General features: G+C 44.8%; 13 protein-coding genes, 1 tRNA gene and 1 rRNA gene (2 of these 15 cut by a window edge). 1 reads left to right on the top strand and 14 read right to left on the bottom strand.

The window, feature by feature from the left end:
* A 23S ribosomal RNA gene (locus CBW65_RS15955) occupies positions 1-760 on the bottom strand (it extends 2,236 nt beyond the left edge of the window).
* 312 nt (positions 761-1,072) lie between these two features.
* On the opposite strand from CBW65_RS15955, the gene CBW65_RS15950 reads away from it, so the two are divergent.
* Positions 1,073-2,335, top strand: a complete 1,263-nt coding sequence (locus CBW65_RS15950) for an erythromycin esterase family protein (protein ID WP_087457675.1) — start codon at positions 1,073-1,075, stop codon at positions 2,333-2,335.
* A gap of 57 nt (positions 2,336-2,392) precedes the next feature.
* Here the strand turns inward: CBW65_RS15950 and CBW65_RS15945 are convergent, their stop codons facing one another.
* The 13 genes from CBW65_RS15945 to CBW65_RS15890 form a co-directional block, all read right to left on the bottom strand.
* A complete protein-coding gene (locus tag CBW65_RS15945; protein WP_087457674.1) occupies positions 2,393-2,899 on the bottom strand; it encodes a GNAT family N-acetyltransferase in 507 nt (168 codons plus the stop codon).
* 74 nt (positions 2,900-2,973) lie between these two features.
* Positions 2,974-3,048: transfer RNA gene (locus tag CBW65_RS15940), tRNA-Val, on the bottom strand.
* A gap of 395 nt (positions 3,049-3,443) precedes the next feature.
* Positions 3,444-4,286 (bottom strand): hypothetical protein, encoded by an 843-nt coding sequence (locus tag CBW65_RS15935; protein ID WP_087457673.1) that lies wholly within the window; start codon positions 4,284-4,286, stop codon positions 3,444-3,446.
* A 225-nt stretch (positions 4,287-4,511) separates the two neighbouring features.
* Positions 4,512-5,333, bottom strand: a complete 822-nt coding sequence (locus tag CBW65_RS15930) for a tyrosine-type recombinase/integrase (protein ID WP_087457672.1) — start codon at positions 5,331-5,333, stop codon at positions 4,512-4,514.
* A gap of 373 nt (positions 5,334-5,706) precedes the next feature.
* Positions 5,707-6,093: a hypothetical protein gene (locus CBW65_RS15925; protein ID WP_087457671.1), complete on the bottom strand. Its 387-nt coding sequence runs from the start codon at positions 6,091-6,093 to the stop codon at positions 5,707-5,709.
* Positions 6,090-7,373, bottom strand: a complete 1,284-nt coding sequence (locus CBW65_RS15920; protein WP_198299634.1) for a helix-turn-helix domain-containing protein — start codon at positions 7,371-7,373, stop codon at positions 6,090-6,092. Before CBW65_RS15920 ends, CBW65_RS15925 begins: the two co-directional genes overlap by 4 nt.
* A 165-nt stretch (positions 7,374-7,538) precedes the next feature.
* Positions 7,539-7,667 carry a hypothetical protein gene (locus tag CBW65_RS25135; protein ID WP_269767949.1) on the bottom strand — a complete coding sequence of 43 codons (129 nt, stop codon included), beginning with the start codon at positions 7,665-7,667 and terminating at the stop codon, positions 7,539-7,541.
* Complete coding sequence (locus tag CBW65_RS15915) at positions 7,667-8,854, bottom strand: helix-turn-helix domain-containing protein (RefSeq protein WP_087457669.1); 1,188 nt, start codon at positions 8,852-8,854, stop codon at positions 7,667-7,669. Before CBW65_RS15915 ends, CBW65_RS25135 begins: the two co-directional genes overlap by 1 nt.
* Before the next feature lie 1,343 nt (positions 8,855-10,197).
* Entirely contained in the window at positions 10,198-11,142 is a 945-nt protein-coding gene (locus tag CBW65_RS15910) for a DNA primase family protein (protein ID WP_269767948.1), read from the bottom strand.
* A gap of 15 nt (positions 11,143-11,157) precedes the next feature.
* The gene (gene istB, locus CBW65_RS15905) at positions 11,158-11,886 is read right to left on the bottom strand and encodes an IS21-like element helper ATPase IstB (RefSeq protein ID WP_087455347.1); all 729 of its coding nucleotides are present in this window, start codon (positions 11,884-11,886) and stop codon (positions 11,158-11,160) included.
* Positions 11,883-13,382 (bottom strand): IS21 family transposase, encoded by a 1,500-nt coding sequence (gene istA / locus CBW65_RS15900; RefSeq protein ID WP_087455348.1) that lies wholly within the window; start codon positions 13,380-13,382, stop codon positions 11,883-11,885. Before istA ends, istB begins: the two co-directional genes overlap by 4 nt.
* Before the next feature lie 104 nt (positions 13,383-13,486).
* Positions 13,487-13,999 carry a hypothetical protein gene (locus CBW65_RS15895; RefSeq protein ID WP_157721983.1) on the bottom strand — a complete coding sequence of 171 codons (513 nt, stop codon included), beginning with the start codon at positions 13,997-13,999 and terminating at the stop codon, positions 13,487-13,489.
* Positions 14,000-14,162: 163 nt separating this feature from the next.
* Positions 14,163-15,000, bottom strand: the 3' portion of a protein-coding gene (locus CBW65_RS15890) for a tyrosine-type recombinase/integrase (RefSeq protein WP_087457666.1). It continues 200 nt past the right edge of the window; 838 of the gene's 1,038 nt are visible here — the last part of the coding sequence; its start codon lies off the right edge, out of view — the gene reads right to left on this strand; it ends in the stop codon at positions 14,163-14,165.

Raw genomic sequence — 15,000 nt, 5'->3', positions numbered from 1 at the left:
TCTTCAGACGCGCTTTCGCTGCGGCTCCGGCTTCTCACCTTAACCTCGCCCGCGATCGTAACTCGCCGGTTCATTCTACAAAAGGCACGCCGTCAGGCATGAACGCCCTCCGACTGATTGTAGGCACACGGTTTCAGGTTCTTTTTCACTCCGCTCCCGCGGTGCTTTTCACCTTTCCCTCACGGTACTGGTTCACTATCGGTCGCCAAGTAGTATTTAGCCTTGGGAGGTGGTCCTCCCTGATTCCCACGGGATTTCTCGTGTCCCGCGGTACTTGGGGTATCGTCTCGGAGTCTGGTTGATTTGGAATACGGGACTTTCACCCTCTGCGGTCGATCGTTCCAGATCGTTCTTCTACCAAACAGATTTGTAACTCCATTCGGCGGACAGTGCGAAATTTACCGAATTCGCTGTCGCTGCTTCGATAAATTTGGCACTGTCCACCGATGAGACGCCCCGCAACCCCGTATGGCCGAAGCCACACGGTTTGGGCTCTTCCCCGTTCGCTCGCCGCTACTAGGAGAATCACTATTGTTTTCTCTTCCTCAGGGTACTTAGATGTTTCAGTTCCCCTGGTCTACCTCTCAACACCTATGGATTCAGTGCTGAGTGACACTCCATTACGAGTGCCGGGTTGCCCCATTCGGATACCCCCGGATCAACGCCTGCTTACGGCTCCCCGAGGCATTTCGGTGTTTGCCCCGTCCTTCATCGGCTCTTGGCGCCAAGGCATCCTCCGTGCGCCCTTCGTAGCTTAACCTAAGTTATCGCTTCGAAAGTACTGCATTTCAAACATGTCTTGACTCACTATTTCGCTATCCAGTTTTCAAGGAACATCGTGTTTCATATTGTGTTTCGCTCACCGCAACTTGCGGCGACAGGGATAATAATATCATGTGCGCCACCGCCTCTCAATCTGCATCATAGAACATACTGGAACAAATTTTTTCATTTCGTTTCGACAGCTTTTTTCATCTCTCTCAATCTCTTATTTTTACGTCCGCGCGTAGGATCAATACGGTCGGGACATACCTAATAACGCTGATAATAAACATCACGGAGCGATGACACCATGAAAAGCGAAACGATCGTTGCACAGATTGAGAAAAATGCGACCCGCTTATCGACCCCCGATGATCTTGATCTGCTGGTCGAAGCAGCGGGCGATGCCAGATACGTTTTACTCGGCGAGGCGTCCCACGGAACTTCTGATTTCTACACGTGGCGGGCCGAGCTGTCCAAACGCCTGATCGCCGAAAAAGGATTTACCTTTATCGCGGTGGAAGGCGACTGGCCCTCCTGCTACTCCTTGAATCGTTATATCAAAAATCAACCGGACGCCGATCCCACCCCGCGGGCGGCAATGCAAGCCTTCAACCGCTGGCCGACTTGGATGTGGGCAAACGCAGAAATTATCGAGTTGTCGAAATGGATGCGCGAATTCAATTCCAAACGCTCGCCGGAACAAAAAACGGGATTTTACGGCCTCGACGTGTACAGCTTGTGGGAGTCGATGGAAGAAGTGATCCGCTATTTAGAACGCACCGGTTCTCCCGAACTCGCCCAAGCTAAAAGAGCGTTCGAGTGCTTCGAGCCTTTTAAACGCAACGAGCAGTCGTACGGCTTGTCCGCGAGCTTTTTCTCGCAAAGCTGTGAAGACGAAGTGGTGCAGTTGCTGATGAACCTGCACAACAACCGCAATTTCGGCATGCAAGATGCAGAAGCCGCCCTGAGCGCGGAGATCAACGCGCTGGTCGCCGTCAACGCGGAGCGTTATTATCGTGCCATGATCCAGAGCGGCCCTGACTCCTGGAACATCCGCGATCTGCACATGGTCGAGACCCTCCAGCGCCTGACCAAGTTCCACGGACCATACACCAAAGCGATCATTTGGGAGCACAATACACACATCGGCGATGCCAGAGCCACCGATATGGCCCGGGCTGGCATGATCAACATCGGGCAGGTGCTACGCGAACAGAACCGCGAAGAAGATGTCTTTACGATTGGCTTCGGCACGCACCGCGGCACGGTGATCGCAGGCCGCTCTTGGGGAGCGCCGATGGAGGAGATGCCCGTACCGCCGGCCGAGAAAAATTCCTGGGAAGACTTGATGCACCGCGCCGGCAGCTTTGACAAGATCCTGATGCTGGGACCTGGCAATCCGTATTTTCAAAGCGTGATCGGGCACCGCGCCATCGGTGTCGTGTACCATCCCGAGGATGAGCGCGGCAACTATGTGCCGTCCCGCATGGCCCAGCGCTACGACGCCTTTGTCTACATCGATGAAACAAAAGCGCTTGATCCGCTCGTATTGGAAGTTGTGCATGCCTAATTCAAAAAAGCCAAAAAGCCCCTTGTGCTGCATCCCGCTGCACAAGGGGCTTTTCTGTTAGATGTTTTTGTAGTAGAAAACCGTGGCATGCAAGTCACCGTTAGCAGAACGCGCAAAGTCGGGAATCCGTCCTGCCTCCACGTAACCGATCGACTGATACAGCAGATTCGAAGGGTCGCCTTCCCGCGTATCGAGAATGAGCAGCGATCTCCCCAGTTGTTGTGCCGTTTCTTCCGCCCGCAACATCAAGGCACGGCCGATTCCGTTACGCCGAAACTCCGGGTTGGTCATCAACTTTGCGATCTCTGCCCGATGATCTCCGTTGGACTTCATGCTAAGATGCAACTGCACACTGCCTGCGATCCGGTCGTTAATCTTTGCGACAAACAGGAGTACCCCCGGACCGATTGCCGTTTCCCAATAGTCAGTCGCTTCGGACAACGGCAAGGGCGGCAAAAACCCGACGGAAGCCCCGTCTGCAACAACACCTGTCAAAAGTTCCGCAAGTTCCCCGACATATTCACCAACCGATTCAAGCTGTTCAATCTGTACCTTAGCATTCATCCAGACACCTCATCCCGTATATTTTCCACAATATAACACAAAAACCACCATTCTTGGAATGGTGGTTTGCTAGTTGGTGGAATCGAGAGGAATCGAACCTCCGACCCCCACCGTGTCAAGGTGGTGCTCTCCCTCTGAGCTACGATTCCATAGGGAATGTTCCCTGAAAACTGGATGCGATAGCGGTTGATCAGCAATTGGTCGTAAACGCACATCTCTTATTAGTAGGAATTATATCTCTAGGAGCCGTAAACTGCAAGTGGGAGGAGCGGTAAACTGAAGGATTTGTGGTGTATGTCATTGGAACATAAGTTCACGAGTTGGTTTCAGTTTTTACCTTCTATAACGTCAATGCTGTATTATTCTCAACTATTATTGTAGATCAAGTTATGAACTTATGTACCAGTGTCAGAAAACCTTTGTTATTCTCATTTCATGGTTTCAAAGGATTCTAAAAAGTCATGTACCACAGTAAGTCATGTACGAGTATGTTGAACGGTGAAAAAACCGCATCCAGTCGGAAGCGGTTCGATAAGATTTTCAGCTAACTTATTTTATGTTTCGGTAAAGATTCCAAAAGTGGATGAATCCTCTCAATTAGTAATTGGTAGTTACCAAAAATAGTGTTTAGATCATTCTCAGAGACAATTTTCCCAGTTGGATGTCCCGAATCGTTTCGAACTTGACGAATAATGTCTAAAAAACTAAAGTTTATGATCGGATTTTCTAATCCTAACGATTCAAACATTGTCACATTGCTGTTCACAACTTTGAGAAATTCAGTTAGACGCGTAGAAGCCTTTTTAGCGTTCAGTGCCTTGTCCCTAAAATTGTCCACCTTTAGGTTGTTATTGATTAGGTACTGAGAGTACGACTGGCACAGTTGTAACAGCAGATGTTCTGCAGCACAGCCTATCATGGTCGCCGCTGCCAAACGACAACCACCAACTGCACTTTTACAAGCTTCTTCAAGATAAGCTTTTTCAATAATGTCAAGGTTTGTAGATCGAGCTTTATCTTGTAGATTAAGATAAACCTGTAGTCTAGAGAAACTTGTACTAGCAAGTTGACTGACCGATTCGTCAATAAGTACGCCAATTTTGACTCCTGTCAGCGCATAATCTTCAGTCTCTTGAAAGATGTCTTGACAATAACCAAGTAATTTATACTGAAGACTCTCTAGAGCTTTCTTTCTGCCAACAGGAACCTTCACCTCGACTACTGCAATTTTTTGGTTCCACCGTATTTTAGTAAACGTATCTGTATAATTCACTTTCAAAGTTGATGGGTTGATAAGGCTTACTAATTCGCCCTCTCCTTCACTTTCAAGATGTTTTTGTAATGTATAAAGAAACTTTTCATCGTACGATAATTCATTTGTCTCCACTACGTCCCCTCCAAGTAATAGGAATTTCTATTAATTTCTCACATTTGAAATGTAAGGTCAATATGAATTTTTATTCTAGTGAATTTTCCCCTTACCACAGTTAGCTACTTAAATAGCTCTGTTGATGGGTAATCAGATGTACTACACACCTAAAACGAGAAGTGGTTTTCTACTTAGATGTTTTCCCACCCCCCTCTCATGAAAAAGAGCCATCCGCCGGATAGCTCAATCGTTATATAACTTTTCAACTGCTCTTTGCTTATCCTCTTCCGAAGGCTGTGAATACCTTAATACCATGTCCGCCGAACTATGACCCGAAAGCGATTGGATAACCGCTAAATCTTCGTTCGCTCGCACCAGTCCAGTAATATACGTATGTCTAAGTTGATGAGGGTGTACACCAAACTGCCCAAGCATGTGTTGCACACTACGAACACTGATCCTCTCTTGTCGGTTGCTAATGAACAGTGCTAGGTGATTATCCGACCGTTCATCTAGATATTTGACAATGGCTCGTCTCACCTCTTTATTTAGGGGTAAGGCTCGCTCCTTGTTTCCCTTACCCGCTCTGATCACTAAAGTGCCACCGCGTTCTCCAATCTCAACATCGTCCCGATCCAAGGCAACAAGTTCGCTCACTCGAATCCCTGTCATCATCAGAGTCATGAGAATCGCATAATCACGTTTGTTCCCGGTACGATCCATATCCCGAATCAAACGGTTACGCTCAATCTTGTCCAAGCCTTTCGGAGCTTGTTTTTTTACATCAGGTTGATTCACAACGGAAATATCCTCAATTGCTGCCCTCTTCCCTGCCCATTTTGAAAACGTCTTGATCGCGTTCCAAACCTTGTTTATCGTGGCAGCAGACTTCTTCTTGCTTGCGAGATAATCTATGTACTGTTGTACGTCTGACCGCGAATAATCCTCCAAGTTCGTCCCCGTACCCTCCAACCATTCCTCAAACTGTTTGATCGCGTGTTCGTAAGTCTTGATCGTGGTGTCTGACTTACCTTTCAACCCTTCCTCAACAAATCGGTGTAGCATGGTCATTTCCTCCCGATAATTTGCGATAAATAATTCTACGCAATATTTTTCTATCGTTATTTTGAATTTTACATCCCTTCGACCCGCATTCCACCGTTTGGGTCTATCTACATTATAGCATAGAATTATAATTCTACGTAATAAATCTACGCAATAAAATCAATTTTCGACCTCATCCGTAATCGAGTTCGGTAAAATCCCTATTTCTCTACGATCTGATCCCAAAACAGCCTTAAAACCCCCAAAATAATCGGAATCGGTGTAAAACAAATTACTCCAAACAGAAGTGTTCTTTTGCTACTTTTACCTCTAATCTGATCACCGCCCTACTAAATAGAAAAGGCAACCCTTATCGGGTCGCCCAATTCACCGCTCATGTATCCTTGCTAAAACTTTGCAAATGCTCCTTCGCCATCTTTTCTGTCTCAGCTTCAAACTCATGCCCACACCATAGCCAAACGCCATCCCTCGTCACGCTCTTATACATGTATCCCCAGATGCCATTCACGCCGATCATGACTCCAACTCGCTCCCACAATGCACCGTCATACAAACCCTCTACACCGAAAATGCTCTCTTCTAGTTTGGTCATGGCTTGATAGAAATTTTTTGCTTCCACTCGATAACCTCGAAAGTACCAACGATCTCGATGTTTTTTATGAATGAACAGGCAGCCTGATAAGTTCCCGATCCGTATCTTTGTCCGGGAGTAGCTTTCCCAGTTCAACTTCTCATACGTGTTCATCATCGCAAATTTCACAGAACGATCCCACGCCGCTCTAATTGTCCCATCATGTATTGATGAAACCGCTCCATTCGCTCAAATGCTGCGCGGTGATCCCCCTTGTCGCTCAGATACCGGCACACATGTAGCGTGATCTCTTCCAATTCTGCAACCATGCTATGCTGTTCAAAAATCCTCATGGCGCAGTCGAGGTGATACTGACCCTTCGTCCCATCATTGCGTTGAAAATAAACAAACGATAAGACCCGGTAAACTTTCCCCATCGTGGAATCATCATCGGAAAGCCGCATTCTCGCCTTTTCAGCGTATGCCCAGGCTTCATCAAGCTCTTGATTCTCCAAGCAGATGAGTCCAAGATCAGCATAAACCTCTCCGGCTCTTGTATTGTCACCATTTCGTTCGATCTGCTCTACAAGTGTCAGCAGTTTTTGAACGGAAAGCTCCCAATTACTCATCCCACGCTCAAGCATGATCAAATGGTGTTGCATCGCCTGCCGCTGTTCCTCGTTTGCTTGTTCTTCTAACAACACGCACGCCTTTGTCGCATACAATTCTGCCTGTTCGTACTTCTTTTGCCGTTCATACATAATTGCAAGTCTCAGGTATGTGTTGGCTCGATCTTCGCCGTTGAATTGGTTTAGGAGCAATGCTCTCTCGTAATACTTGGCCGCTTCTGCTACCTTACCAACTTTCTCGTGGAGAACAGCCAATTGCATCAAAACTTTTGCATGAAAATCAGCTTCAATTTCCTCGACCCTTTGCAGTTCACCCCAAGCTCTGTTCGTGTGAAAAAGGGCAATTGGAAAGTCGCTTTTCAAAGCTGCAACCTTACCCATTTGTAACAACACGACAGGAGCAAGACGATCATTCTGACCGTTGTTGACCAATTGATACAACTGATCCAGAACCTCTTCCGCCTCCTGCACATTTCCTAATTCAATGTGACAAAGCGCAAGTTCCAAAAGTAGCCCCTCTTTTGGAATCCGGTGCAGGGAGATTTCTAAAAGATCATTCAACAATGGAATTGCGATCTGATACTCCTTTGATCGAACAAAACTCAATGCCATCTTGTATTTGCTAAAATGTTCGAGATCCAGATTCACCTCTTTCAAGAGATGTTCCAGTGGAACATCTAAGCGAACCGCAAGAGCAACCAGCGTTTTGTAAGATGGGCGTGCACGGTCACTTTCAATTTGCGAGATAAGCGATGGAGTACAAAGACCATTAGCAAGCTCAATTTGTGTCATGCCTTTCTTCAGGCGAATTTCCCTAACCCTTTGACCAAGTGACTCCATTCCCGTCATCCTTTCCTGTATTAAGTATCTAAGACTAGGATAATTGGAATGGATTGAAAATAGTATGTTTTAAATTAAATACCTTGACGTTATATAAAATGGCATATGTCAATTCAAAAAATGACATAAAAACGCCCTCGCTAATAATAACGAGGGGTAGATTGCCTACTGGTATGCTATGATTCCAGCCGGTTCTGGCGGTACTGTTTGAGCTTGGTTGCTTATAGAAGTATCACCTGCAAGCACGCCAAGGAGAGCCGCAAATATCAATCCCGAAAATACCCATTTCTTCACTAAAACCCCTCCTCATTAAGAAATTCACTCTTTGTACCTGTAAGCATACGGCTCTTTTCATAGTATCTTATTGCGTTGTCTCCGTCATCTTTCAAATAATAAAACTCCATCAGTGATTTGCAAGCAAAATAACGCAGATTTACGCTTAAATTTGTATTATTGACCACAGACTCAGCAAAAGAAGGGTCATCTTTCGCTACCGTTTTCATGATCTGCAACCTTCCCCAATATTCAGGATATTCCTGTGCCAACGGATCATATTCGTTTAAAACTTTCAGAGCTGAATGATAATCACGAAGTTGCAGCAATGACTTCACATACTCTTTTACTGCAATGATTAAGATTCCTTCGAATGGCTTTACTAAATTTATTGCTGATCCTAACAATCGTGCTGACGTTTTGTAATTACCCAATATGTACTCATAATGTGCGACATTGATTAAAGCGCGTCCAACTTGCTTATTGTCATTTGTTTGCTCGAAAAGTTCCAGCGAACGATATGCAAGTTTTTTCGCCTGTTCCAATTCGCCGCGATCCTCATTCATGATCATGCGAGTGTAATACGCCATACCTAGTTTACTTGGATCATCAGAAAACACTTTTTCAACGAGATTCAGCATTTCTTCGATATTGCTATACTCTCTGCGAATCGTGCAGGTTAACATTAGGTTCGAAGTAACAAGGTGAAGCAATTGTTTATCATCGAAATCTTTTTCAACGCTTTTTGCATACTCGTAAGCAGCCAACCATGTTTGGTGTGCTTCCTTGTATCTTTCTTGAACAAATTGCACTCGGCCAAGGTTGTTAAGGCTATAGCCTTTTTCTGTAACACCTAGTGCTATTTCAACCAATTCCATTGCTAATTCATGCGCTCGAATCAGCATCACTTTCGTTCTTTTTTTACCTGTCAGGATTGTAACCAGTTCCTGTTCTTTTTGAAACGTATCTTCCTGTTTCAGCCGTTCCTGGGACACGTTTAGTCCTTTTGAAATAAGTTCTAATTCCGATGGAGCAATTCGTCTAGTCCCGAGAAGCATTTGACGAAATGTTTCTCGATTCATACCGATTTTCTCTGCAAAGGCGCGAATGCTGTACGCGTCGCCTTTTTCGGTCATTAATTCCGAAATACGTCTCCCTAATTTGATTTTGGCAAGCGTTGCAGTCGCCGTATATTCAACCGTTGACACCCAAATACCCTCCTATTACAAATATCCCATACTAAGGATAAAAAGATTCTCACAAAACATCATTTTATAATTATATATAATGTTTACTCATTTGTACACGACACTTCTAACTCTTTGGGAGATTGTGCATTTTAGAAGCCCTTTTAATGTGTCAGGTTCTTTCTGTCCTCATCCGATAAAATAACCATTTCATTTAGAAGAGTGGAACCGTCACTCATACCCTCTCCTCAGCCCTTCACATTTGACCTGTATTGCGTTTTTGAGAGGAAGAGGTATATGAGTGAGCACTGAAATGAGAAATCTAATACAGAGCTAAATTCGGACATTTTCAATATGGGTATTTGCTGGTCACATTGTCCGTCTGCTGACGATCCTTTCCGTGGCTACTGATATATATTGACCGCGCAAGATACAAAAAAGGAATGGCAAGTGCCACTCCCTGATTGTTCGACTTGCTATATTCAGAAGACCCTCCCGCAACCTTTATCGCATATGGTTTTGCGGAGCATGATCTATCTCTATTATTTTATAACACTTCATTTTCATATATTGTTTTTCCAATTTCTATGCATAGTTCTCTATCAAAATTAGTCTAGGGGTTTTTACTACCTACAATATATATACTAATACTAAAGATATTGTAGGTAGTAAAAACCCCTGCGTCCCCTTTGCTAAATGCTTTCAAGAAATACGCTGGTCTCTACTCGCACTATCAGCAGAACACCCTCTCAGCCCCTCACATTTGACCTGTATTGAATTTTCAGATGCATGGGGTATATCTGTGAGCCTTGCAATGGGAAATCTAATAGAGAGCAAAAAATAGTCATTTTCGAAACGGGCTTCTGCTAATCACTTTGTCCGTCAGCTAACGATCCTCTTGACCACTAAAAGACATTATAAAAGGGAGTAGCATTCGCCACTCCCGGAACAATCAACGTCATCATTAAATTTATTATGCTAGCGTTTCCTCGAAATTATCTTCCAGATAATAACCATGATAAAGATTGCAAAACCCAACTGAACTGGACTTACTGTAACCATTGAGATAATCGAATCCACAAACATAAGAAGCACTACGATCATCGCAGACAACACAAGAGATTCAATAAATAACTTAAACAAAATAAAAATAGCATCTCACTTTCCGTATAATTTTCTTTCGGTACAAAAGTTCATGATTCGTTTACTATTTTATCTACCTACCAACTCTTTAGTTTCATCTCCTCTCAAAAACTCCAATCAAATTATGTACTTATGTACCATTACGACCATCACTAGTATTTTCAACACCAAACAAATACAAAACTCTTATAAAAACTATGTACTTTAATTAACTCATGTACTTACTCAAAAGTTTCCAAAGAAGCTCCCTGCCAACGTTCACAAGATTCCCCTTTAATTCGAATTTTAGAGAGACCGAAATCTGTCTCCAACCTCTTAAAGAAGTTTCCTTTCCCAAGTGCTCGATAACCTGAATCGCTTGACCACTTTTTATACGCTTCATACATTGACTTAGTTGGATAGGTTTCATTTTCACCAAGCAAACAACGTTCAGCAACAAACATTGCCACATTATCATTTTCCAGTCGATATCGCTGCATAGCCCTTTTAATCGATTCCGACTCAGTAAAGTGTCCGTTGTTAGTCAAGCGATGCATTCCCACAATTGCATAATTTAAAAGAGTGGAAAGTGCTCTTGGTTTAGTGAGTTTTTCTAGCAACTTAACGTCTGCATCAGAAGAATATGTCTTCTCAAATGGTATTATCATCCAACGTCTACGAAAACCAATTGTCTTATCAGCAGCCCTTGGAAGTTCATTAGTGCTAAAGAGCAGTTTTGCAAACGGACGAAATTGAAATGGGTCTTTGTTCTTAATCTCGCCAGTCAATGCATCGCCCGATACAACAGCCTTAAAGCTACTCGAGTTTGGTAAGGTATTTCTGGGGAGATCAGCGAACTTATTGACGAGTTTATTTTGCAAAAGTGCTAGTCGGAAACGTTGCTCAAGATCTTGAAGTGAAACGCTTGACATATTTTCTTCACCAATCATCGCAGAGACAAGATTAATCAACGTGCTCTTTCCGTTAGCCCCCTGCCCGTACAACAGGAATGCTTTTTCGTATTTGGTGTGCTTCATTAGGAAATAGCCAATCATTTCAAAGATCGTGTCAATTGTGTCATCATCTACCACTGATCTAATAAAATTCATGATAATCTCATCATCAGCCGCAGGGTGTGTTTCGCAACTAAAAAGTGCAGAGTGTCGCGGCCATTTTGTGCATAGCACCGCCAACACCGAAATTTATGAATTTACGCTCGATAGAGCATGGCGCAAGCGATAACTCTCGCCCGTGAAGCCCAGAATGTGCGCGTGGTGAACCAATCGGTCCACCAGCGCTTTGGTCAATCGTGTATCACCGAACACGCTGTTCCACTGTCCAAACTCCAGATTGGAGGTCACGATGAGACTTCGCTGCTCGTAGCATTCCGAGATGACGTGAAACAGAAGTTCAGCGCCAGTTTGGTGAAACGGTACAAAGCCCACCTCATCCAAAATCAACAGGTCACACTTCATCAGTTCCTTATGAAATCTCGTCAAAGTCCCGCTTGCATGTCTTTCCAGCAATTTCCCAACCAGCTCCGAGACACGGTAAAACCTCACGTTATGCCCCTGCCTACAAGCTTCCATTCCTAAAGCAATTGCCAGATGGGTTTTCCCAGTTCCCACCTTGCCCAACATCAAAATGTTTTCTTTATGTTTCAGAAAGGCGAGTTCTCGTAACGACTGCTCCGTGCAATGATTTGGAAACGTGACTTCCTCAAAGTTGTACCCTTCAAACGTTTTCAAATGCGGGAAATTGGCGCGTTTCAACAGTCTTTTCATCTTGCTGGACTCACGTCCTTGGATCTCCGACTGCAGGATTGCCAGCAAGAAGTCAATCCGATTCTCGAACGGAACCGAATCGTAGTTGCTCATCACATGCGCCAGATGGAGCGTTTTGCACGCCTGCGCCAACATCTCTGTATTCATAGTGTCACCCCCAGCAGGTCGTTGTAATTAGCCAAGTCACCGGGATGATAGCCTTGAATCTCTGTCGGGGTGTGTAGCTCTTGGAACGGTTCAGGATGAAACTCAGGATGCCGTTTCTTGTACAAGGCGTGCTCTAGAGCCGTTTCAGCGCGAGAATCCCAAGGCATGAGTTCGTGCAGGCCATCGGCGATCTCCTCCATCGAATAGTTCTCCAACAAACGTCTCACAAGTGACAGGCGTGCCTTACAATTCTCCGACTCCACTTCCCTCAAGAAGCGTTTCAGGGTCTCGGGCATCATCGACACAAAGGTCGAGTATTTGACGGAACGGGGGCGCCGCTTGAGCCCGTCCAAAACGGCTCTCCACTCGACTTCTATCGTCTTGTCCGTATAGGGGCGCGGAAACTCGAAGATCTTGCTGTAAGATTCGTCCAATACCTCAATCCGATCCCACTTGACCTTGAGCAACACCCGCTGCTCCGCTTTGCATTGCGGGAGTGGATACTTGACTTTCTCGAACGACAGTTCACGATATTTGTTTAATCGGCCTATATCCAGGCGAAAGACTTCGAGCGGTTCTAATGGCAGGGAGTAAAGCATTGTCTGCTCCTGTCGCCATAGATCGTCCACCTTCTCCTTCTTCGCATAGTGAATGCGTTGACGATCCTCCCTAGATTCCTTTTCCAGATGTTCAGCCAATTGGTCGAGCGATTGAATTATGGGGATTGGGACACACCAATTCCTCCTGCCGTAACCGACCTTGTTCTCTACATTTCCTTTCTCGTTGCCACTTGCCACATTGCAGAAGACTGGTTCGAAACGGTAATGAGCACAAAACCTTGCGAACGCATCAGTCGGCTTTCGGTCACCGTTCTTCTCAATGGATGCAACCGCTGCCGCGAGGTTGTCAAACCAGATTCGTCGCGGTACACCACCTATTTGCTCAAAGAGGCGCTTCAAGGCTTCGAGGAAGCACTCGCTATTTTCCGAAGGAACAGGGAATGCGAAAGCAGCGTTGCTGAATGGGAAAGACGCTGTAAGAATCTTGCGCTCCACCAACTTCCCATTCTGCGAAACATGCGCGGTTCCAAAGTCCACCTGGGCTTCGCCACCTGGATGCTCCAGCCGTTCGTAACTCTTCGCTCGTTCATGGGCGTAAGCCGCCCGCCATTTGGACACGTACTCCTGTACCGTTCGTTCGCCGCCATTAAATCCATGCTCTGTTTTGAGACGGTGGAAGACCCGCCGAGCGGTGTGGCGCTGTTTGCGTGGAAGAGCCTCGTCATCCATAAGCCATGTATCTATGATTTCGAGAAACGGACCGAGAACCGGATAACGTCCGAATCGTTTTCCAGTCGTCTCGTTCCAATCGTCCTTGTCCGCATATTTTTTGGCAGTTCTCCAATTTATGTCCAATCGTTCTGCAATTTCGGTAATCGAACACCCTTCGTGTTCGCGCAAAAATTTGATATACTGTTGCTCAGGCACTTTCAACATCCTCTCGATCCCCCTTGGTCGTCGCAAACCGTAGGGTAAGATAGTAGATCGATGTTGGCAAGTGCTTTTTTAATGCCAAAATGTCGCGGGCAAAGTCTGCACTTTTACGCCGCGACATTCTGCATTTTCATTATGCGATAAACAGCAGGGTCGTAAGTAACCGGCAATTGAATTGTACTCAGACGTTCTTTTGTATGCGAGAGCAATTCACCTGTTTTCCAATTTAGGAGCCCATTTGCAACATTTATTAGGTGGTCATCGTAATCATGCATATCCATTGAATAATCGCTATTGTGCTTAACCCAATACATCGCTTGTTCAATTCGATCTTTACGAAATTCGTCTTCTAGCAACCGGAGGGCAACATTTTTGAAATGAACTTCTCCACCGAGTTTATAAACACCTTTATCATACCAGTACAATGACCCATTTTTATACAATACTGTAAGATGATTGTTCATGATATCCAACGCTAAAAGCCTTGGCGAGAACTGACCATCTTTCCAGTACTTCTCACGAGGTGATTGAAAACGTTGTTTTTTATTTTTCTTTTTTGAATTATTGCCCAAATAAACATCTCCTTTTTGATTTTTCCCTACAGACATCTCAATAATCAACCAGTAAATTCTCGTGCACCACCTCCTTATTAAAATATTACCACGAGACAACTCAATTGTCAAATCTAATTTTATTATGCATGAAAATATGTAAACCTGAAAAAACTATTGACTTATACTGACGAAAAAAGATGGATCAATTAGATCCACCCTTACTTGTAATTCATCTCATGATTTTACGATCCCTCTGCAATTTAGCCACCACTTCATTCAATGGTGAGTATTGTTCATGTTGCTTCTTTAGTGAGTTCTTGGAGAGATGGGTATACCTCATGACCATTCGAAGATCACGATGCCCCAGAATCATTTGTAAGTGGCGAAGATCACCACCAGCCTCAAGAAACATCGTAGCTCCAGTATGCCTGAACAGATGGGGATGGACTCGAACGGCCAATCCAGCACGCCTGCTATATTCTTTGAGCCTATGACGAAAATGGCTCGCTTCTAGGCATTCACCATAGTTGGCGAGGAAAACAAATTCCGAATCAAACTCTTTACTTTCCTCAATTAGTTCATGCAACAGATTCGCCGTTCGCTTTTGCATTGGGATCATCCGAGACTTACGACTTTTCGCTACTTCTCCACGAATATTGATTAGCCCTAATTCGAAGTCAATGTCAGACACTTTCAAGGAGAGGGCTTCATTAATCCGTACAAAAGTATCGAGCAACACGTTCATAAGTACGTAATCTCGGAACTGGCTGTATGTTCTTTGATTCGGTGCGTCCAACAATTTACGAAGTTGTTCAATCGTCAAGATTCGAATCTCTTCCTCATCTTCCGTGACATTCTTGATCGGTTCTGTAGGATCATTTTCGATGACATTCTCCCCCATTAGAAAGCGGAAGAAGACTCGCAGCGTTTTCAATCTTGTGTTGATCGTAACAGGGGAAAGCCCCACACGTTTCTCCGAGTCAGGCACGAATTGATGACCTTCAAATCGCACTTTCTCATGCAACATCCATACGATGTATCCACGGATTAATTCTGTAGTCATCTGC

Source organism: Tumebacillus avium (assembly GCF_002162355.1).
GTDB lineage: Bacteria > Bacillota > Bacilli > Tumebacillales > Tumebacillaceae > Tumebacillus_A > Tumebacillus_A avium.
The sequence above is the reverse complement of the archived record's forward strand: the minus strand, read 5'-3'. Positions and strand labels throughout refer to the sequence as shown.

Excerpts from the sequence above, each read along its gene's own strand:
- CBW65_RS15950 (WP_087457675.1), top strand. The coding sequence starts at position 1,073 with ATGAAAAGCGAAACGATCGTTGCACAGATTGAGAAAAATGCGACCCGC.
- CBW65_RS15945 (WP_087457674.1), bottom strand. The coding sequence starts at position 2,899 with ATGAATGCTAAGGTACAGATTGAACAGCTTGAATCGGTTGGTGAATAT.
- CBW65_RS15930 (WP_087457672.1), bottom strand. The coding sequence starts at position 5,333 with ATGCTACACCGATTTGTTGAGGAAGGGTTGAAAGGTAAGTCAGACACC.
- CBW65_RS15920 (WP_198299634.1), bottom strand. The coding sequence starts at position 7,373 with ATGGAGTCACTTGGTCAAAGGGTTAGGGAAATTCGCCTGAAGAAAGGC.
- istB (WP_087455347.1), bottom strand. The coding sequence starts at position 11,886 with ATGAATACAGAGATGTTGGCGCAGGCGTGCAAAACGCTCCATCTGGCG.
- istA (WP_087455348.1), bottom strand. The coding sequence starts at position 13,382 with ATGTTGAAAGTGCCTGAGCAACAGTATATCAAATTTTTGCGCGAACAC.